The 19075-nt window shown below is 55.4% G+C and carries 20 protein-coding genes; 6 read left to right on the top strand and 14 right to left on the bottom strand.

From position 1 onward, the window contains the following. Positions 1–3: 3 nt before the first annotated feature. The 5 genes from QO008_RS04890 to QO008_RS04870 are packed head-to-tail and all read right to left on the bottom strand — an operon-like array spanning position 4 to position 4030. Complete coding sequence (locus QO008_RS04890) at positions 4–312, bottom strand: V-type ATP synthase subunit F (RefSeq protein WP_126464585.1); 309 nt, start codon at positions 310–312, stop codon at positions 4–6. Beyond that, positions 312–731 (bottom strand): ATP synthase subunit C, encoded by a 420-nt coding sequence (locus QO008_RS04885; protein ID WP_126464584.1) that lies wholly within the window; start codon positions 729–731, stop codon positions 312–314. The genes QO008_RS04890 and QO008_RS04885 overlap by 1 nt, the downstream gene beginning before the upstream one ends. 10 nt (positions 732–741) lie before the next feature. Next, positions 742–2700, bottom strand: coding sequence for a V-type ATP synthase subunit I (locus QO008_RS04880; protein ID WP_126464583.1), 1959 nt, complete (start codon positions 2698–2700; stop codon positions 742–744). Beyond that, a complete protein-coding gene (locus tag QO008_RS04875; RefSeq protein ID WP_126464582.1) occupies positions 2691–3710 on the bottom strand; it encodes a V-type ATPase subunit in 1020 nt (339 codons plus the stop codon). Before QO008_RS04875 ends, QO008_RS04880 begins: the two co-directional genes overlap by 10 nt. An 11-nt stretch (positions 3711–3721) precedes the next feature. Further along, a complete protein-coding gene (locus QO008_RS04870; protein ID WP_126464581.1) occupies positions 3722–4030 on the bottom strand; it encodes a hypothetical protein in 309 nt (102 codons plus the stop codon). A 475-nt stretch (positions 4031–4505) separates the two neighbouring features. Between QO008_RS04870 and QO008_RS04865 the strand changes: the two genes are divergently transcribed. Next, the gene (locus tag QO008_RS04865; RefSeq protein ID WP_307384836.1) at positions 4506–4997 is read left to right on the top strand and encodes an Lrp/AsnC family transcriptional regulator; all 492 of its coding nucleotides are present in this window, start codon (positions 4506–4508) and stop codon (positions 4995–4997) included. Positions 4998–5052: 55 nt separating this feature from the next. Here QO008_RS04865 and QO008_RS04860 read toward each other — a convergent pair whose 3' ends face one another. The 4 genes from QO008_RS04860 to QO008_RS04845 are packed head-to-tail and all read right to left on the bottom strand — an operon-like array spanning position 5053 to position 8097. After that, the gene (locus QO008_RS04860; protein WP_307384834.1) at positions 5053–5889 is read right to left on the bottom strand and encodes a carbohydrate ABC transporter permease; all 837 of its coding nucleotides are present in this window, start codon (positions 5887–5889) and stop codon (positions 5053–5055) included. 3 nt (positions 5890–5892) lie between these two features. Further along, a complete protein-coding gene (locus tag QO008_RS04855) occupies positions 5893–6768 on the bottom strand; it encodes a carbohydrate ABC transporter permease (protein ID WP_307384832.1) in 876 nt (291 codons plus the stop codon). Between the two features lie 43 nt (positions 6769–6811). Then, the gene (locus QO008_RS04850) at positions 6812–7882 is read right to left on the bottom strand and encodes an extracellular solute-binding protein (protein ID WP_307384830.1); all 1071 of its coding nucleotides are present in this window, start codon (positions 7880–7882) and stop codon (positions 6812–6814) included. 8 nt (positions 7883–7890) lie between these two features. Beyond that, positions 7891–8097 carry a hypothetical protein gene (locus QO008_RS04845; RefSeq protein ID WP_307384829.1) on the bottom strand — a complete coding sequence of 69 codons (207 nt, stop codon included), beginning with the start codon at positions 8095–8097 and terminating at the stop codon, positions 7891–7893. Positions 8098–8281: 184 nt separating this feature from the next. Between QO008_RS04845 and QO008_RS04840 the strand changes: the two genes are divergently transcribed. Beyond that, positions 8282–9331 carry an ABC transporter ATP-binding protein gene (locus QO008_RS04840; protein ID WP_307384827.1) on the top strand — a complete coding sequence of 350 codons (1050 nt, stop codon included), beginning with the start codon at positions 8282–8284 and terminating at the stop codon, positions 9329–9331. A 53-nt stretch (positions 9332–9384) separates the two neighbouring features. Here QO008_RS04840 and QO008_RS04835 read toward each other — a convergent pair whose 3' ends face one another. Continuing rightward, positions 9385–10539 (bottom strand): homoserine dehydrogenase, encoded by a 1155-nt coding sequence (locus tag QO008_RS04835; RefSeq protein ID WP_307384825.1) that lies wholly within the window; start codon positions 10537–10539, stop codon positions 9385–9387. A gap of 106 nt (positions 10540–10645) precedes the next feature. Between QO008_RS04835 and QO008_RS04830 the strand changes: the two genes are divergently transcribed. The 3 genes from QO008_RS04830 to QO008_RS04820 are packed head-to-tail and all read left to right on the top strand — an operon-like array spanning position 10646 to position 13607. Beyond that, positions 10646–11638 carry an aspartate-semialdehyde dehydrogenase gene (locus tag QO008_RS04830; RefSeq protein ID WP_126464574.1) on the top strand — a complete coding sequence of 331 codons (993 nt, stop codon included), beginning with the start codon at positions 10646–10648 and terminating at the stop codon, positions 11636–11638. Beyond that, positions 11635–12429, top strand: a complete 795-nt coding sequence (locus QO008_RS04825) for a nitrilase-related carbon-nitrogen hydrolase (protein WP_307384823.1) — start codon at positions 11635–11637, stop codon at positions 12427–12429. The genes QO008_RS04830 and QO008_RS04825 overlap by 4 nt, the downstream gene beginning before the upstream one ends. Positions 12430–12440: 11 nt before the next feature. Beyond that, a complete protein-coding gene (locus QO008_RS04820; RefSeq protein ID WP_307384821.1) occupies positions 12441–13607 on the top strand; it encodes a M20 metallopeptidase family protein in 1167 nt (388 codons plus the stop codon). A gap of 45 nt (positions 13608–13652) precedes the next feature. Here QO008_RS04820 and trhA read toward each other — a convergent pair whose 3' ends face one another. Then, positions 13653–14318 (bottom strand): PAQR family membrane homeostasis protein TrhA, encoded by a 666-nt coding sequence (gene trhA, locus QO008_RS04815; protein ID WP_307384819.1) that lies wholly within the window; start codon positions 14316–14318, stop codon positions 13653–13655. Between the two features lie 382 nt (positions 14319–14700). On the opposite strand from trhA, the gene QO008_RS04810 reads away from it, so the two are divergent. Further along, complete coding sequence (locus QO008_RS04810) at positions 14701–15882, top strand: aminotransferase-like domain-containing protein (protein WP_126464570.1); 1182 nt, start codon at positions 14701–14703, stop codon at positions 15880–15882. 125 nt (positions 15883–16007) lie between these two features. Here QO008_RS04810 and QO008_RS04805 read toward each other — a convergent pair whose 3' ends face one another. From QO008_RS04805 to QO008_RS04795, 3 genes are read right to left on the bottom strand one after another with little or no spacing between them, the layout of a single operon-like run. Next, complete coding sequence (locus QO008_RS04805; protein WP_126464569.1) at positions 16008–17012, bottom strand: electron transfer flavoprotein subunit alpha/FixB family protein; 1005 nt, start codon at positions 17010–17012, stop codon at positions 16008–16010. A 12-nt stretch (positions 17013–17024) separates the two neighbouring features. Next, the gene (locus tag QO008_RS04800) at positions 17025–17819 is read right to left on the bottom strand and encodes an electron transfer flavoprotein subunit beta/FixA family protein (RefSeq protein WP_126464568.1); all 795 of its coding nucleotides are present in this window, start codon (positions 17817–17819) and stop codon (positions 17025–17027) included. 21 nt (positions 17820–17840) lie between these two features. Beyond that, positions 17841–18980 carry an acyl-CoA dehydrogenase family protein gene (locus QO008_RS04795; protein ID WP_126464567.1) on the bottom strand — a complete coding sequence of 380 codons (1140 nt, stop codon included), beginning with the start codon at positions 18978–18980 and terminating at the stop codon, positions 17841–17843. Positions 18981–19075: the final 95 nt, after the last annotated feature.

The following is a 19075-nucleotide window of genomic DNA, read 5'->3' as shown; positions in this document are numbered from 1 at the left end:
TGTCTACTCCAGTTTAATCCCGATGGCTTCGCGAACATATTTCAGGATAAAATCCTTTTCGCTGTAGCCCCGCCTGCCGGGCAGGGTGCAGATAAAGGGACTGCGTTTTTTTTCTTTTACCGCGAGCACTTTTTCTTCCAATTCGCGGAAGTCCTTCTCGTTTAAGATGATCATGCCGATCTCCTTGTCGAGAAGCGCCGCGTCAAAGGCGGCATTCAGTTCCTGTGCATCGGAACAATATACCCCTTTAAAACCGCTCATTCTGAGGGCCACGAGCATTTCGTTGTCTCTGGATATGACCCTGGAGCGCATTACAGTTTCCCCAGAATCATAATGGAGATAATCAGACCGTAGATGGCGATCCCTTCCGCCAGGCCGACGAAGATCAGCGTCTTACCCAAGATGGAATCGTCTTCGCTCACCGCGCCCAATGCGGCGCTGCCGACGACGCCGACGGCATAGCCCGTGCCGATGGTGGCAAGGCCCGTAGAGAGCGCCGCCGCCAAAAGGCCCAGGCCGTTCACTTCGGCGGGGGCGGTCGCTGCTTCTACGACGCCGGGGACGAGGAGCACATAGGCCGCCACGACGGTGGGGATAAATACGGCGAGATTGGTCCGCATCGCGCTTTTCAGCTTTGCGCGGTCGGCGGATACGCCCCGCTCGAGATAGATAAAGCCTGCCACGATGGTAGAGATGACGATCAGAGATGCGAAAAATAAAATCTTTTCCATGGGAATCCTCCTATTTTTGTTTGCCTTTCGTGAGGCGGAGCTTGTCGGAACGGAATTCGCGACCGTTGCCGCTGTAATATCTGCTGAAGAGTTCGTAATATTCCAAACGAAGGCCCTGAATAAACACGATCAGGCCCTCCAAGCCGATGATGAGGACATTGCCGAGCACCAGGATCAGTATATTCCCGACGCTATGCGTGGCCATTTCGGCCATTACGTGAAAGGCCATAAAGAGCCCCACGTGGTTGATGGCAAAGGCGCCTACCCGGATAAAGGACACGATGCCCGAAAGCGTCGAGATCAACAGCTCGATCATCGAAAACGAGCTTTCGATAAAGTAGCCGGACTTGCCGCCTTCATAATGCAGCTCGGTGTCGGTGAGTTTGGCGATAATGGGCTTTTTGAAGATCATCAAAAGCATGGAGGCGATCAAAATCGCCGCGGCGACCCACATGGGGAGGATCGTCACCACACCCGCCACATCGAGGATCATCAGAAGCAGCATAATAAAGACCAAAAAGCCGAATAGGCCGTGTTCGCCGAAAAGCCCCCCGGCGACGTCTTTGTTCTTGATGGCGTTTAAGAAGTTCATGCCGTAGGCGAGCAATAAGAGCACGATCCCGAAGCCGATGGCGATGACGAGCACCTGCGAAATGTTCTCGAAGGGCCGCATCCACAGGGCGGGGATCAGTTCTTCGTTGCCGAAGACTGATCCGTACAAAAAGCCGAATACCGTCGACGCCGCCCCCATGCGCATAAGCAGGCCCCCCATATCGGGTTGCCACTTTTTGGCGACCAGCCAGCCCATCAGGACGAAGATCAGCCCCTGCCCCACGTCGCCGAACATGGCGCCGAAGAGGAGCATATAGGTAATGCCGACGAAGATGGTCGGGTCGATCTCGTTGTAGTGGGGAATGCCGTACATGCGAACCAAGAGCTCAAAGGGCTTAAAGAACGAGGGGTTCGATAGCTTCGTCGGCGGCGTAATGCCCTTTTCCGCCGCCTCCTCCCCCTGTACGGTGACGGTGAGTTCGGGGTATTTTTCGGTCCGCTTTCGGATCTCCTCTACCCCGTCCTCGTCGGTCCAGCCGGTGACGAGGAAGTACTTGTTGGAGCGGGCCATCTTCTGCTTCGCCTCTTCCACCCGTCCCATAAAGAGGGCGTGGGCGAGGATGTCTTTGACCTTCTCCCGGTCTTCGGTGTAGATCTTTTCCCGCTCGTCTTCCATGACCGCCATACGGCGGTGGAGGCGCTTTTCGTTCTCTTCCAAATGCGCCAGGGTGTCCTTTGCGGTGCCCTCGGCGTGTTCCAAAATTGGAATGTCGATCCAGTGGAGGGACTTTAAGACCCGGTCGATCTCGTCGGCGACTTCGTTGGGATAGAGGATCATATAGACCTCTTCGTCTTCGAAGGAACCGGTGTGGAATACGAGCGCCAAGAGGTTTTCGTAGCTTTCCTTAAGCCGGATCCGAGACGACTTTTCGAGCCGGCCGAAGCGGGCGGAAAAGTATTCCAAATCGCGGATCTTGTTTAGGTCCACGTCGACGTTCTTGAAGAGCTCGACATTGCGCTTAAAGTTTTCGGCTTCTTCGAGCTTGCGGTTGATGTCTTCGTATTCCTTGCGCAAGGGCTCTACCCGCTCGATCAGCGCCTCAAACCGCTGCGTCTGATCCGACGAGGGATCGATGCGGTGGACGGGGATCGAATCGATGCCGAAGTACTCCACCAGCTTCTGCGCCTCGTTCGCCCGGGAGCGAATGCCCGGGTCTTGGGGAAAAGGCGCCAGATTGTTCAGGTCGACGACCATCTCCACATTGTCTTCCAATCGGTAGATATTGCTGTTTTCAGACAACTGGGTCATGGCATCGACCATGTCCAGCGACTCGGACTCGAGGATATCGAAGAGGATGTCTTCCATATCGTCCAGGCGACCGACGACGCTGAGCATGACCATTTTTTCTACTGCCATACTTCACCTTCCTTTACGGGAATCGTCAACAGATTCCGTATTACTTGCTTTCCGAATCCCAGGCGCAGGCCTTCGAGCACCGTAGATACGTCGCGAACGGCGAATTCCAACAGCACCGAGATCGCCAGTACCTTGGCGATGGTCTGCCCCGCGTGTAAGAAATGCTCCCGGTAGACCTCGGATAAGTCCCGGGACGAATAAATATCGGTCATATGATCTTCTCTGCCCTTTTTGAACAAAAAAGAAAAGGAAGAATGCCCCACGGCCTCCACCAAAGCGGCCACGTCGTCGGCATAGACCCAGTCCTGCAACTTGTGCCGGGGGATATTGCCGCCGCGGATGACGAAGTTCGCCATCTCGGTACTCAGTATGTCGTAGGTCTTCTTACCCCGATAGATGTAGAGGATGTTCAACAGGTCGACGTGGCGATTCAATAGCGCGAGGGCGACCTTTTTGTCCGCGCCCTTTAGCTTTTCCGCCTCTTTGAGGAGGTTTTCGTAATACGCCCGGTCGAGCTCCATTTCGATGTAAAAGAGGATCCGGTCGCCCGGCACGTCTTTATAGACCGAGAGCATGCGCCCGTATTGGGTGTGAGAGAGGATCTCGAACAGGTGCTCCCCCGAAATCTCCTCGTCGGCGGGCAAGAGAGAGGCGTCGAAGGCGAGCATACTGTTTCTCACCATATCGATATTTTCGTGGTGGTAGACCGCCCGAAAGATCCGCTTCAAATCCCGGAGTTCGTAGCGCAAAAGGAGCGCCTCGTAAAACTTTCGGCTCTCGCCCTGAAGATAATAGACGAAGTTCGAGAGCGCCTCGTACACCTTTTTTTCCATCTCCACATTGATCTGTAACAGATCGGGAGAATCGCCGAGGGAAAGCCCCCAGCTCTCTTCGAGGATTTTTACGGCGTCCTTTAAGTTTCCCGCTTCCAGGAGTTTCAGGGGAATTTCTGCTTTCAAATAGCGGGCGTAGACTGCCACCGCTTTCGTATTCACTGCAGCATAATTCACATTACCACCCGCTAAATGTCCAGGAGATTGAAGGCTTCTTCCACCAACTCCTCTTTATGTCGATTGTAAATTTCGTCGACACGATCTAACATCTTGCGATTGTTTTCGGCGATTTCGTCGACGACCGCGCGGGCCTCGCCGTAGATCTCGTCGTATTGTTCGCGGGCCACCTGCTTCGAGCGCTCCCGCTGTTCTACCTCCATCTCTGAAAATATTTTCTGCATCTGCGATTTTTCGTTGCGGATGGCGGATTCCTTCGATTCCACCATCTTCTTTGTCTTTTCGTCCAAGTCTATGACATTTCGAATTAACTGTTCCAAAAAACATAGCCCCTTTCCATACAACGGCGGGAACGGAAATCCGTTTTCCGCAATTCATCAACATTATAGTACTCTCGATCTGCTAAAGCAAAACTATCGGAAAGAATCCGAAATCTTGCAGTATATAAGAAGGAAATTACTCAATTTTCGCTGTAAATCATATAATATATGCAATTTCCGATTCTGCCGGCGGCGGTATAGTTTTCCTTGTACTTTCTCTGATTTTTCGGATAAAATTTTTTTGGCCTTTTCGCTTAATAGGAAAGAAGTTCTCCCGTCGCCTTGTGATTTTTTGAAACCCACATCGATATCCTGAAATTCTCCCCGTTTTCCCGCCGCCGGCCGCCGCGTGAGAAGTCGCGAGGCAGATGGAAAATTTGTTGCAAATTTTATTAACCCCACCGTGAAAACAAGTCGGTTTTTTGGTATAATACGGTTAAGTAGTTTTATTTTGCATTAAGGGAGGTGCATTTTTTTGCACATAAATCGATTTACCGGTGATTCCATAGACACCTATATTCTTACCCTGCTGAACGAAAACAGTCGGACGTCCTTGAGCGATATCGCCAAAAAGGTCAGTCTGTCCGTTTCTGCCACCCGAAACCGGATCCACCGCTTAGAAGACGCCGGCGTCATCGCGGGCTATACCATCCTATTGGGCGGAGAAGAGGACGATTCGTATATCCACTCCTTCTGCCTGATCGACATATCCGAGGAAGACAACACCCTCGACGAATTTATCGAATACGTAAAATCCTCCCCCGAAGTGACCGACTGCTGGAAGCTGATGGGAGAGTATCAATTTTTAATCCGCATTAAGTCCACTTCTTCCAAGGCGCTCGACGATTTTCTGATGCGCCTGCGGGAAAGCATCACCATCAAGCGCACCAATACCATCGGCGCCTTGAATCAGGTGAAGGGCAAGGACATTCGCGAACACAACGCGATCCGCATTCAGGAAAAATAATTTTTCCCACAAAAAACGGAGCTTCTCGTTCTCGGGAGGCTCCGTTTTTGTGTCTCTATCGCTTGACCGCCCCGGCGGCGAGGCCCGAGACCAGGAAGTTTCGAAAGAGGATCGCCGCGATCGCCGGCGGCAAGACCGACACTACGCCCACCGCGGCGATGGTGCCGTAGTCGATGGCGTATCGGGTCATAAATTCCGAAAGGATCATCGTCAGCGGCTTATTTTCGTAGGACGAGAGCAGGATCATGGGGATCATATACTGCTTCCACGCCATCAGAAAGAGAATCAGGGTGGTGGTGAGGAGGATGGGCTTTGAAAGCGGCAGGGCGATGCGCGTAAAGATCTCGCGCTCGCTGAAGCCGTCGATTGCCGCCGCCTGCCACAGTTCTTCGGGCAGCTCTTTGATGTAGTTCATCATAATCCAGGTGTTGAGCGGCAAAAACGAGGAGATATAGATGACGCAGTTCCAAAAGATATTGTCCAAGAGGTCCAATTCGCGGAACACATTGTAGACGGGGATGATGGTGGTAAACACCGGGATCACCACCGTGAGCAGCAACAGGCGGACATAGAGCGTTTTGTGGGGAAAGTCGAAGCGCGCTAGCCCGTAGGCGGTCAAGTACGAGATCGGCACGCCCAGGGCGATGGTCAGCAGCGAAATCTTGATGCTGTTTGCGAGGCCCCCGAAGACCGCCTGGTGCGCCTTGCTAGAGGCGTCGAAGATGTCCGCGTAGTGGGTGAAGAGCACGCGCGAGGGGAGAACCCCGCCCCCGGCGGTGAGCATCTCCTGCTCGGGGCTGATGCTGATGATAAAGCACCACACAATCGGCCCCAGGCTGAAGAGGACGATCAGCGCCACACAGAGGATATAGAGTACATGCTTTCGTTTCATAGTTTACCCCTTATATACCTTTTCGACGGTCATATTGCGCACGTAGAAATAGCCGAATACGGCGGAAATCGCCATAATGACATACGAGATCGCGCTCCCCAAGCCGAAGTCCAAAAACTGGAAGGTGGTGGCGTAGTTGTAGACGAGGAGCGTCTGGTTCTCGAACTGGTAGCCCGAGAGGGCGATGACCTCGTCGAAGACATTGATCGCCGTGGTGGTGAGATTGATCAACACGATCCCCAAAGACGGCAGAATCAGCGGCAGGATGATATAGCGAAAGGTCTGAAAGGGCGTGCTCCCCTCCAGCACCATGGCCTCGTAATAGGTGCGGGGAATGTTCTCGAGATTCGAGAGGATGACGACGGCGGAAAAGGGAACGATGCGCCAGGCGACGACCACGGAGACCACCAAGAGAAAGAGCCGGCGGTCGACGATCCAGTTGACGGGCGATTGGATCAGCCCCGCAGCCTCCAAGAGCTTGTTGACAAGGCCCGGGCCGGGAAAGAAGATAAACTTCCACATAATGCCGTTTACGATGGGCGGAAGCGCCCAGGGCACGATGACGACGGCCATCAAAAGCGGGGTGATGCGGGTCTTTTGGTGGAGCACCAGGGCGATGGCGAGACTCACCGCCATGCCGATGACGATCACCATGGCGAGCACCGCCAGGGAATTTAATAGGGCGGATCGGAATTCCGCGCCGGTAAGGACTTGGGTGTAGTTGACCGCGCCGACGAATTCCTCGTTCAGCGGCTCCGTGAGATTCATATGCTTTAGGCTGTAGCCGAAGGTGATCAGCACGGGAAAGAAGACGGAAAATACCATCAACAGCGTGCAGGGCACGAGAAAGAGGGCGGCGCGCTTGGCGGATTGTTTCATAGGATACCTCATACGAAAAAAGCCGGGCGAACCCGACTCTCTTCTATTTGTTTTCTTCGATCAATTTGTCGACCGCTTCCACCATTTTGTCGGCGGCTTCTTCCGGGGTGATCTTGCCCTGACCCATTTGGTTGATCAGGTTGAACATCTCGGTGCTCATCTTGGTGTAGTACTTGGGCACGCCGTTGGGGAAGGGGGTGTTGACGATCTTGGACTGCTCGACGATGGAACCCGGTTCCTTGATAATGCCCTCTTCGACCATCTTTTCGATGACGGAGGTGCGGGTGGGGGTGTTGTCGATCGCCTTGTTGAGCGCCAGTTGGGTTTCCGGACGGGAGAACCATTCGACGAATTTCTTTGCCGCTTCCTTGTTTTCCGAGAAGGCGCTGACGCCTACGGCCTCGGTAAAGGAGATGGTGTTCTCGGCAGGGCCTTCTTTGGAAGGCATGGGGATGGTGGTGATTTGGTCGACCACCTTGGAAACCTCGGGATTGTTGGAACTGGTGATAAAAGATGTGGGCCCGAATAGGAAGGCGCCTTCGGCATTGTTGATGCCCTTAAAGGTGTCGATGCCGGCGATCGATACGCTATCGGGATTGATATAGCCCTTCTTGACGCAGTCGTCGATCAAAGTCAACGCGTCGAGGACGCTCTCGCGATTTAGGGTGTCGTCGTCGTTAAAGATGACGCCGTTACGCGTATAGGCCACGGACATAAAAGACGTGGTGGTCTTTTCTTCCGCCGCCAGGGGGAAGAGATAGGGGTATTCCACCGCGCCGCTTTCCTTGAGCTGTTTGAATGCGTCTTCGAGTTCGGTCCAGTTTTCCGGCGCCTTTTCGATCTTCGCCTCTTCCATCATCTTCTTGTTCATATAAGCGAGGCGCAGGCCGTTGGCATAGGGCACCGCGTAGGTCTTGCCGTCGAAATCGAAATAGGAAACCGAGGGAATGTCCTCCTTGGTCTCGTCGTCCACTTCCAGGGGTTCGAGCCAGCCGGCGCTTACGAATTCGCCCGCCCAGGACCAGTCCACTTCGATTACGTCCGCCGGGGCGTTTTTTCCGGCAGAGGCGATGGAAACCTTGGACTTGGTGTCGTCCCACGCAGTGGGAAGCACCTTGACACTTATGCCGGTCTCGCCTTAAATTCGGCGAGCATCTCTTCGGTGGGGGCACCCCAGTCGGGGATCATCAGCGTAATTTCTGTGCCGTCTGTGGCACTGCCCTCTTCTGCAGGCGCGTTTTCCGCCGGCGCCGTCGCATCGCCGCCGCAGCCTGCCAATAAAAATACGGCCGCGAGCAACATGGATGCGAGTCTCATCACTTTCTTCATGATATCCTCCTTATGTATATGATTTTTTCTACACATATAGTGTATGCAAATTCCTTCTATTCTTCAATCGTTAAACCCTATGCCGTTCTGTGCGCATAGGTGTTTTCTATTCCGTTGTCTTCCCCTATCCCCCGTGTTACGATACAAATGGAAATATTTTATCGTATACATAGGGGGATGTACCATGCAGGGAATTCGCTTGGAAGGCGTGACGAAATCGTACGACGGACAACAAAATGTGATCGAGGACTTCGACCTCGCCGTGGCGGACGGCGAGTTTTTGGTACTTTTGGGGCCCTCCGGCTGCGGAAAGAGTACGCTGCTTCGCATTATCGCGGGGCTCGAGTCGGTGCAAGTGGGCCGCCTGTATATCGACGGCGAGGACATTACCGACAGGCACCCCAAGGACCGGGACATCGCCATGGTGTTTCAGAACTACGCCCTCTACCCCCATATGACGGTCGCCGAAAACATCGGCATCTCCATGCAGCTCAAGAGAACGCCGAAAGCGGAGATCGAGGCCCGGGTGGCGGCGGTGGCCGATACGCTCGCCATATCCGATCTCTTGGGCCGAAAGCCCGCACAGCTTTCCGGCGGGCAGATGCAGCGAGTGGCGCTCGCCCGGGCGATAGTCCGCAATCCCAAGGCGTTTTTGATGGACGAGCCGCTCTCGAATCTGGACGCAAAGCTACGCACCAAGACCCGGGCGGAGATTGTGAAGCTCCACAGAAAACTCGGCGTCACCACGGTGTATGTGACCCACGACCAGATCGAGGCGATGACGATGGCGACGACGATCGTCTTGATGCACGAAGGCAAGATTCTGCAAAAGGGCGCGCCCAATGCGCTCTATCGTCGCCCCGACAATCTCTTTACCGCCCGCTTTATCGGTTCCCCCGAAATGAATCTCTTCGAGACCCACATTACAGACGGCGCACTCGATCTCTTCGGCACCCTACATGCTATTCCCCTCCCCGACGGCCCCGTTATCGCGGGCATCCGGAGCGAAGACGCGCGCCTTTCGCCGGGCGACGGGCATCGGGTAACGCTCGTCGAAAATCTCGGGAGCGAAAAATTGATCACCCTCACCCGCGCGGGCGGTGCCGATGCGGAAATCATCGTGAAGGCCCCCGCCCAATCCCCCTATCGGGTGGGGGATCGGGTGGCGCTTTCGATCCCCACCGAAGGCATCCACCTCTTCGATCCCACCACCGAACGCCGCCTCGTGTTTTAAGCACGCAACAGCCCCGCCTTTCTCGGCGGGGCTGTTTTTGTGTCGGGCGACGATTAACGGTTCCACTCGTCTCCTTCGATGCGGGCGAAGAAGACCGTATCGGGCAGCAGCTCTGAGAGGCGCTCGCGTTTGATCTCTTTGGTAATCGCATAGCCGTCGTCGATGCGATCGACGATGTCTCCTTCTAAGGGATATGCGACGAAGTAGCGGCCCCGCACGCCGGCGAGGGGCAGGCTTTCGCGGCGGAGCAGGGGCAGATCGCTCTTCGTCGCGGCGGTTACGATGTCGGCGACGACGGCATTGCCGGTGGGCTCTTTTCCCGCACCGGGGCCGGTAAAGGCGACATCGCCCACCCAGTGGCCCTTGACCTGTACCTGGTTGATGGCGAGGGGCAGTACGCCCAAGGCGCTGTCGGCATCGACGATCAACGGTTCCACCACCGCTTCTATGCCGCGGGCGGTCTTTGTCGCAGAGGCGACGAGTTTGATCTTTTTGTTCCGCGCCTTCAAATAGCCGACGATGTCCCCGTCGATCTCTGCGATGCCGCGGGTGGGGATCGCGTCGCCGTCTATGGCGCCCATGGCCATCTCGATCAAAATGTGCAGCTTTCTGCGCGTGTCGAATCCCTCGACATCGTCGGTGGGATCCTGCTCGGCATAGCCCATCTCCTGGCATTGGGCGAGGACTTCCGCGTAATCAGCGCCGTCGTCGTACATGGCGTTTAGTAGATAGTTGCAGGTGCCGTTTAGGATGCCGCGTACGCCGCGAATCTCATTTTGAAGGGCGAGACCCCGCAGGGGCGTAAGGACGGGAATCCCGCCGCCCACGGCGGCTTCACAGAGAAAGGGCGTGTCGTTTTTTTCGGCGAGCTCGACGAGTTCCCGGTAGTGGGCGCTGACCGCCGCCTTATTAGCGGTGACGACGGCGATCTTTTTTTCCAGCGCCCGTTTCATGTAATCGAAGGCGCTCTCCGTATCTCCCGTCGCTTCGGCGATGAGATCCACCTCGTCCAGTACGCGGTCGTAGTCGGCGCCGGTGACGACCGTATCGCCAAACTGCTCGGCGAGACGCGCCTTACTTCTTTCCGTGACGACGATATACGATACCTCTATGGGCTCAGTGTATTGTGCGAGAATTTCTTTGCGGTCTTTTAAGATGTCGTAGGCACCTCTTCCGACGGTGCCGAATCCGATAATTGCGATTTTCATACTTCCCCCTTTATTTCAGTACTCCGTTATTCTGAATTGACTATACTAGACTGTTTTTGCTATAGTCAAGAAAAACAACACTATATTTCAGAAAGAAGGTATCTGTATGTCGAAGCGTATTGCAATTTTAGGGGCTACGGGCCTGGTCGGACAGAATATGAGAAATATCTTAGAGGAACGGAGCGATGATTGGGATTTGACCCTGTTCGCCTCGGAAAACAGCGCGGGTAAGACCGTTGCCTTTCGGGGAAAGACCCTGACCGTAAGGGAACTCACCGAAGACGCTCTGAAAGAAGGCGCCTTCGACTATGTGCTGAGCGCCTTGGACGGCGATCTGGCCGCGCGCTTTTGCCCGGCGGCCAAGGCGGCGGGCTCCACGGTGATCGACAACAGCTCCCGCTTCCGCATGGATCCGGAGGTGCCCCTGGTGGTGCCGGAGATCAATATGGCGGATGCCAAAGGCGGGGCGGGGATCATCTCGAACCCCAACTGCTCCACCATTCAGTCGGTGGTGGCGCTTGCACCCTTAGAGGAGAAGTACGGCATCGATCGAGTGGTCTTTACCACCTTTCAGGCCGTCAGCGGAAGCGGCGTAAAGGGCCTTTCGGATCTAAAGCGGGGCGTCGCCGGCGAAGAACCGGAGATGTATCCCTACCCCATCGCCTATAACTGCATCCCCCATATCGACGACTTCCTCGAGGACGGCTACACCAAAGAAGAGATGAAGATGATCGACGAAACCCGAAAGATCTTCCACCGCCCCGATATGAAGATCACCGCCACCGCGGTGCGCGTGCCGGTAAAAAGCGCCCACGCGATCTCGGTCAATGTGACCCTTCAAAAACCCTTTGCGCTCGAAGACATTCGCGCCGCCCTCTCGGAAGCCGAAGGCGTCGTGCTCCAAGACGACCCCGCCTCTCTCGTCTACCCCATGCAGATCTATGCCGAAGGCAAAGACGAAGTGTTTGTGGGCCGCATTCGCAAGGACCCCTCGGCCGAAAACAGCTTAAACCTATGGGTGGTGGCGGACAACACCCGAAAGGGCGCCGCCCTAAACGCCATCCAGATCTTGGAACACCTTGTCGAGGCACGCGCTTGAAAGTCGCACTAATCCAGGCGCCCATAGGGCCCATGCGGGTCGAGGAAAACCGCGCATCGGTGCTTTCGCTGTTGGCGCAGGCGATGGAATCGAAACCCGATGTGATCGTCCTGCCCGAGATGTGGAACACGGGCTTTTATCCCGAGGTGCTGGTGCGCGAGGACGACTACGCGGCCGATCGCCTAAAAGTAGAAATGGCCGCCTTTGCCCGCAAGCACCGCGTGGCGCTGGTGGGCGGAAGCCTCACCGAAATCGTAGATGGCGCGCGCGTCAACCGCGCCTATGTCTTCGACAAGACGGGCCGCATCGTGAGCACCTACGACAAGGCGCATCTGTTCAGCCCAGGCGGGGAACACGAGGTCTTTCGCGCCGGCGATCGTAGCTGCCGCTTTCCCTTGACGGGCGTCGCCTGCGGCATGGTGCTCTGCTACGACCTGCGCTTTCCCGAATGGGTACGCCTCGCCATACGGGGCGAATCGAAGATCCTCTTTGTCCCCATGGCGTGGCATCTCAGCCGCATCGAGCATATGCACCTCTTTGCCCGCGCCCGGGCGGTAGAAAACCAATGCTTCGTCGTGGCGACCAACTGCACCAAGCTCGGCGACTACCCCGCCATGGGCGGCGGCGGAAGCTGTGTCTTCGCCCCCGACGGGCGCGCCCTGGTAATGGCGGATCAAGCGCCGGGGGTATTCGTCGCCGAATTGGATCTCGGCGAAGTGGAAGCCGAAAAGGCGTTTTTCGACCTGTGGAAAGAACGCCGCAGCGATATATACGGAGATCTCTCCGTTTAGACGGGAGTACTATGCATATTCAAACGATCGAGACCATAGCGGAAGAAATACGCGCCGTCTATCGGCATCTGCACGCCCATCCGGAACTGAGCGGCGAGGAGGCGGAGACCGCCCGCTTCTTAAAATCGGAACTCGAGGCGCTGGGGCCGGAAGTCAAGGACTACGGCCAACACGCCCTCTCTATCGACATCGTGGGCGAAGGCGGCCCCGGCCGGTTGGTGGCGATCCGCGCCGATACCGATGCCCTTCCCATTCTCGAGGAGACCGGGCTGTCTTACCGCTCCAAAAACGAAGGGGTGATGCACGCCTGCGGCCACGACGTGCATATGGCGGTGCTCTTGGGAACCGCTCGCTACTTTATGCACCACCGCAATTTTCCCGGCACCCTGCGCCTTTTGTTTCAGCCCGACGAGGAGAAAAACGGCGGCGCCGAGCCCATGGTGAAAAAGGGCGCCATGGACGGCGTGGACTACGTCATCGGCCTCCACGTATCCCATCAACTGCCCCTGGGCGTCTACGGCGTACTGCCGGGCTTTATGAACGCGAGCGTAGACGACTTCGTCATCGAGATCCGCGGAAAGGGCGGCCACGCCGCCCATCCCCAGGAGTGCAAGGACCCCATCGTGGCGGGCGCCCATGTAATCTGTGCGCTCCAGACCATCGTCTCGCGCAAGCTGTCGCCTTTGGATCCGGCAGTCGTAACCGTGGGAAGCGCCCACGGCGGCACCAAGCCCAATATCATCCCCGACACCTTTACCCTTACGGGGACGCTCCGCGCCCATACGGCGATCAACCGCGGTTATCTGCAAAAAAAGCTCGCGGAGATCGCAGAGACAACCGCCCGCGCCTTCGACTGCGAGGCGAAGGTCGAGATCTTGGAGGGCTATATCCCCCTCTTTAACGATCCCGATACCACCGAAAAGGTGCGCCGCGCGCTGGCCGACGCCTTCGGAGAAGAGCGCGTCCGCGCCCTCCCCTCGGCGAGCATGGGCGCCGAGGACTTCGCCTACTTTGCCGAAGCCGCCCGCGGCACCTTCTTCAATATCGGCGTCGCGCCGAAGGAAGGGCCGGTCTACCCCACCCATTCCTCCCGCTTTGCGCCCCAGGAATCGGCGCTCTTTGACGGCATCGCCGGCGAAGTGGCCGCCGCCTTGTATCTGCTGCAAGAGAGCGAATAACAAAAAACGTCGAGTGCGTAATCGCATTCGACGTTTTTTATTTGCCTACGGCAGGGCGTAGGCGTCCAATATGCCGATATAATGCACCACCGATGCCGCCAGCACAAACAGATGCCATATGGCGTGGTGAAACCGCAGGGTACGCTTGGCATAAAATACCGTCCCGGCGGAATACAACAGGCCCCCCGCGAGGAGAAAGAGGAGAAACTGAATCCCCACCGTCTCCACAATCGGCCGTACGATCAACAGTGCCAGCCAGCCCAGGGCGAGGTACAAAAACAGCGACACATTTTTAGTGCTGCTGAGGCGCTTGGCGGTAAGGATCTTAAAGACTACGCCGAATACCGCGATCCCCCACACCGCACAGCTGATGCCCACGCGGAGCCCGCCGCGCAAACTCAAAATGGCGATGGGCATATAGGTGCCCGCGATAAACAGAAAAATCGCACTGTGATCCGCCACCCGCAAGATCTTTCGGATCCGCGGCGCCTGTACGGAATGGTAGCTCGCCGAGGCGATATACATCAGAATAAAGGAGCCGCCGTAGATCGAAAAGCTCACAATCTGCGCCACCGACCGATTTCGTATGGCGCAAAACAACAACACACTCAACCCGATCGCCCCGAGGAGCGCCCCCAGCCAATGGGAGAGCGCGTTGGATCGCTCCTCGCGGGGATCGTAGCGCTCCGCCTCCCAATCTTTCGTCTTCATACGATTCCTTTCTTGTGTCCGATCGCGAATGACATCCTTTTCATATATATTCCCGAGCGCCGTCTTCCTCGACGCCGCATCGGATGCCCGCTGCCGCTTTTCCTTCCCTTTCATTATACGAAGAGGCGCCCTTTCTGTCCAGATGGTAGAATCGAATATACTTTTTTTACGCCGGTTTTCTACGATCTTTTCCTATAATTTACCGATTTCGGCGATTTTTGAGAAAGTTTGCGCCCTTTTTCCACTTTCCTGCTTTTTCCTTCAAAAGCGACTGCCTATGGACGGAGTTTGGCCCTCCCCGCGATTGACTTTACCCTTCGCTGCGTATACAATAGACTTGTAGAAACGTTTCCCTACGATTGATTCACGAAAGGAGTTTTTAATGCCTAATTTTGCAAAACGAATGAACAATCTGAAAGCTTCTGAAATCCGCGAGCTTTTGGCATTGACGGCCGATCCCAGCATTATTTCCTTTGCAGGCGGTCTCCCCGCGGCAGAAATGTTCCCCATCGACGCATGGATCGAAGCATCCAACAAGGTTATGAAGAACAACGGCGCGGCTGCTCTGCAATACGGCCCCACCGACGGCGTCTTGGGTCTCAGAGAGCACATCGTAACCCGCATGAAGAAAGTCGGCGTGGACTGTACCGCAGCGGACATTCAAATCCTCTCCGGTTCCCAACAAGGTCTCGACTTCGTCCCCAGAGTATTTATCGATCCGGGCGATTACATCGTAGTTGAAAGCCCTACATATCTAGGTGCTTTGAACGCGTTTAAGGCGTACGAACCCAAGTTCCTCGAAGTCGAACTCGACGAATACGGCATGGACCTCGAAGACCTGGAAAACAAGCTGAAAAGCCACGACAATGTGAAGTTCATCTACGCCATTTCCGACTTCCAAAACCCCTCCGGCAAGACCTGGACCATGGAAAGAAGAAAAGGCCTGATCGATCTGGCGAACAAATACGACGTCATGATCCTCGAAGACAACCCCTACGGCGAACTGCGCTTTGAAGGCGAAATTCAACCTTCCCTCCGCAGCCTCGACACCGAAGGACGCGTTATCTTTATGGGTACCTTCTCCAAGATCTTCAGCCCCGGTATCCGCGTAGGTTGGTTCAACGCAGCGCCCGAAATCCTTGAAAAATTCAACATGGTAAAACAAGGTGCCGACCTGCAAACCTCTACCACCACCCAAATGATCCTGGCACAATTCCTCGACGACAACGATCTCGAAGAACACATTAAGAAGATCATCGACCTCTACGGCAAACGCAAGAACGTCATGGTCGACGCCATGAAGAAGTACTTCCCCGAAGGCGTTACCTTCACCAACCCCGAAGGCGGCCTCTTCCTGTGGGTAGAACTCCCCGAATACATGAACGCACGCGAACTCGGCATGAAGGCCATCGAAAAGAAGGTCGCATTTGTTCCCGGCGGCGCATTCTTTGCGGAAAATCCCCGCGAATCCTGCTTCCGCTTGAACTACAGCTGCATGAGCGAAGAAAAGATCGAAGAAGGCATCAAGCGCCTTGCAGAAGTTATCAAGGACGCAATGAAATAAATTACGTTCCCGAAATTTCCTTCTTTCTCAATAGAAAAATCCCCGGAAGCGGCTATGCCCGTCCGGGGATTTTTTCATGTTATAGTTTCGCATTAAAAAAGCCGGATCACTCCGGCTTTTTTCTCTTACAGTTGTTCGTTGAGTTCTCTTTCCTTCTTGATCAGCTCTTCCAATTTGGGGATGATGGCGTTCATATCGCCCACGACGCCCAAATCGGCGATGTCGAAGATCGGTGCGCCTTCGTCCTTGTTGACGGCGATGATCAGATCGGAATCTTCCATACCGGCGACGTGTTGGATGGCGCCGGAGATGCCCAATGCGAGGTAGAGTTCGGGACGTACGGTCTTACCGGTTTGTCCGACTTGTTGGGATTTTTCGATCCAGCCCGCATCGACGGCCGCTCTGGAGGAGGAGATTTCCGCATCCAGCTCTTTTGCCAGGCCTTCGAGGCGATCGAATCCTTCGGGGCCGCCGAGTCCGCGGCCGCCCGATACCAATACATTGGCTTCGGTGATGTCTTTCTTCTTGTTTTCGACCTTGAGCACTTCGCGCAGGCGAACCTTAGGTTCGGGGTTGGAGAATTCGAATTTGTCTTCGATGATTTCGCCTTCTACGCCTTCGACGTCGATGCTGGACATTACGCCGGGGCGTACGGTCGCCATTTGGGGACGGAAGTTTTCGCAGACGATGGTCGCCATAAGGTTTCCGCCGAATGCAGGACGGGTCATCATCAGCAGCTTGGTTTCGGGGTCGATTTCCAGCTTGGTGCAGTCTGCGGTCAAGCCGGTGTGTACGCGGGCGGCGAGGTTCGGCGCCAAGTCGCGTCCGATGGAAGTCGCGCCGAAGAGCACGATTTCGGGTTCATATTTTTCGATGATGCCGTAGACCACATCCGCATAGTCTTCGCTCAAGAATTCCTTGAGGCGGGGATCTTCTACGACGATGACCTTGTCGGCGCCGTGGCGGAAGAGAATTTCCGCTTCGGATTTTACGCTTCCGCCGATCAGCATGCCGACTACTTTTTGTCCCAGATCGTCGGCGAGTTCGCGGGCCTTGCCGAGCAGTTCGATGCCGACTTTTTCTAAGTGGTTATCACGTTGTTCGATAAATACGAATATATCTTTACTCATTTCGTCCTCCCCTTAGATAATGTACTTTTCTTTGAGTTTTGCGAGAATGGCCTGTGCCGCTTCGTCCGGAGATACGTCTTTTACGATTTCACCGGCGGATTTCCCTTGTTTCGGGAAGGATTTCTTAACACGGGTGGGGGATCCCTTCAGACCGATATTGGACATATCCAATTTGTCTTTGATGTCTTCCAGACCCCATACGGTGATCTCTTCTTTGTAGGCGTCGTAGATGCCCTTGATGCTCATATAGCGGGGCTTTGCCACTTCGGTCAGGGTGGTGATCAAAATCGGCATATCCGCTTCGAGTACGTGGTAACGGTCTTCGAATTGGCGTTTTACGACGATCTTATCGCCTTCGAGCTCAACCCCTTCCGCATAGGAAATGGCCGGGATGCCCAGGTGTCTTGCGATTTGGGGACCGACTTGTGCGGTATCGCCGTCGATGGCTTGACGACCGGCGATGACCAAGTCGTAGTCGATTTGTTCGATGGCCGCGGTTATGGTGCAGGAAGTCGCCCAGGTATCAGCGCCGCCGAAGGCTCTGTCGCTCACGAGGATGCCTTGGTCTGCGCCCATGGCGAGGGCTTCACGCAATGCGTATTCCGCTTGCGGGGGCCCCATGGAAAGGGCGATGACCTTTACGCCTTCGGGATCTTGGTCCTTGATTCTGAGCGCCACTTCGAGACCCGAGAGGTCGTCGGGGTTGATGATGCTGGGGACGCCTTCGCGGATCAAGGTGTTGGTCTTCGGGTCCAATCGAACTTCGGTCGTATCGGGTACTTGTTTGATACATACCACTATATTCATGATCTTCCTCCTGTACTGATCTTATTTCAAAATTTGGCTGGCGATGACGATTTGTTGAATTTGGCTGGTACCTTCGTAGATCGTCAGGATGCGGGCGTCGCGATAGAGGCGTTCGACTTTGTATTCCTTAATGTAGCCGTAACCGCCGTGGATTTGTACCGCTTTGGCGCAGATTTCGTTGGCGCCTTCGGCACAGAAGTATTTCGCCATAGAAGCCAATTTGGTGACGTCTTCGCCCTTGTCTTTTCTTGCTGCCGCTTCGTATACCAACAGGCGCATGGCTTCGAGTTTGGTGGCCATATCGGCGAGCATAAACTGAATGCCTTGGAATTTTGCGATGGGTTGGCCGAATTGCTTTCTGTCCTTGGCGAAGGAGATCGCTTCTTCAAGGGCGGCGCCGGCGATACCGATGGATTGCGCGGCGATACCGATACGGCCGGTATCGAGGGCGGCCATGGCGTTCGAGAAGCCCTTGCCTTCTTTGCCCAGGAGGTTTTCCTTGGGTACGCGCACGTTTTCGAACACGATATCGGAAGTGGGGCAGCCGATAATGCCCATCTTGTCTTCGGGCTTACCGAAGGATACGCCTTCGCTCTTCAAGTCGACGATGATGGCGGAGATGCCGCGGGATCCCACTTGGGTCATGTCGGTCTTGGCGTATACGATACAGTAATCGGACAAAGGCGCGCCGGTGATAAAGGTCTTGCGGCCGTTGATGATGTATTCGTCTCCGTCGAGGACGGCGGTGGTCTTGGTGCCGCCCGCGTCACTGCCCGCACCCGGTTCGGTGAGGCCGAAGCAGAAGGTCATTTCGCCCGTGGCGATGCCGGTTAAGTACTTTTTCTTTTGTTCTTCGGTGCCGCTGAGTTGGATCGGGGTACCGCAGAGGGAGTTGGGGCTGGATACAAAGACCCCGGCCACGCCGCTTCTCTTGCAGATTTCTTCCATAACGGCTACATATGCTACGTGGTCGCCGCCTGCGCCGCCGTATTCTACCGGCGTCTTAATGCCGAAAAATCCGGCTTCGCCCATCTTGCGGACGACGTCCATATCGAGACAGCCGGTCTCTTCGGCTTGTTCGAGTACTTCATCGGTGAGTTCCGTATCGGCAAATTTCGCTGCCAGATCCCGAATCAGTTGGTGCTCTTTCGTAAATTCCATGTTTTCCTCCTAATGATCGGTATTTTCGCACAAAAAATCGTGCAGTGCACCGGTCGGAAATGTACCGGAGCAGTGTACGCTACCGTTTTCCCACA

The sequence above is a fragment of the Aedoeadaptatus ivorii genome (assembly GCF_030815095.1).
GTDB lineage: Bacteria > Bacillota > Clostridia > Tissierellales > Peptoniphilaceae > Aedoeadaptatus > Aedoeadaptatus ivorii.
The sequence above is the reverse complement of the archived record's forward strand: the minus strand, read 5'-3'. Positions and strand labels throughout refer to the sequence as shown.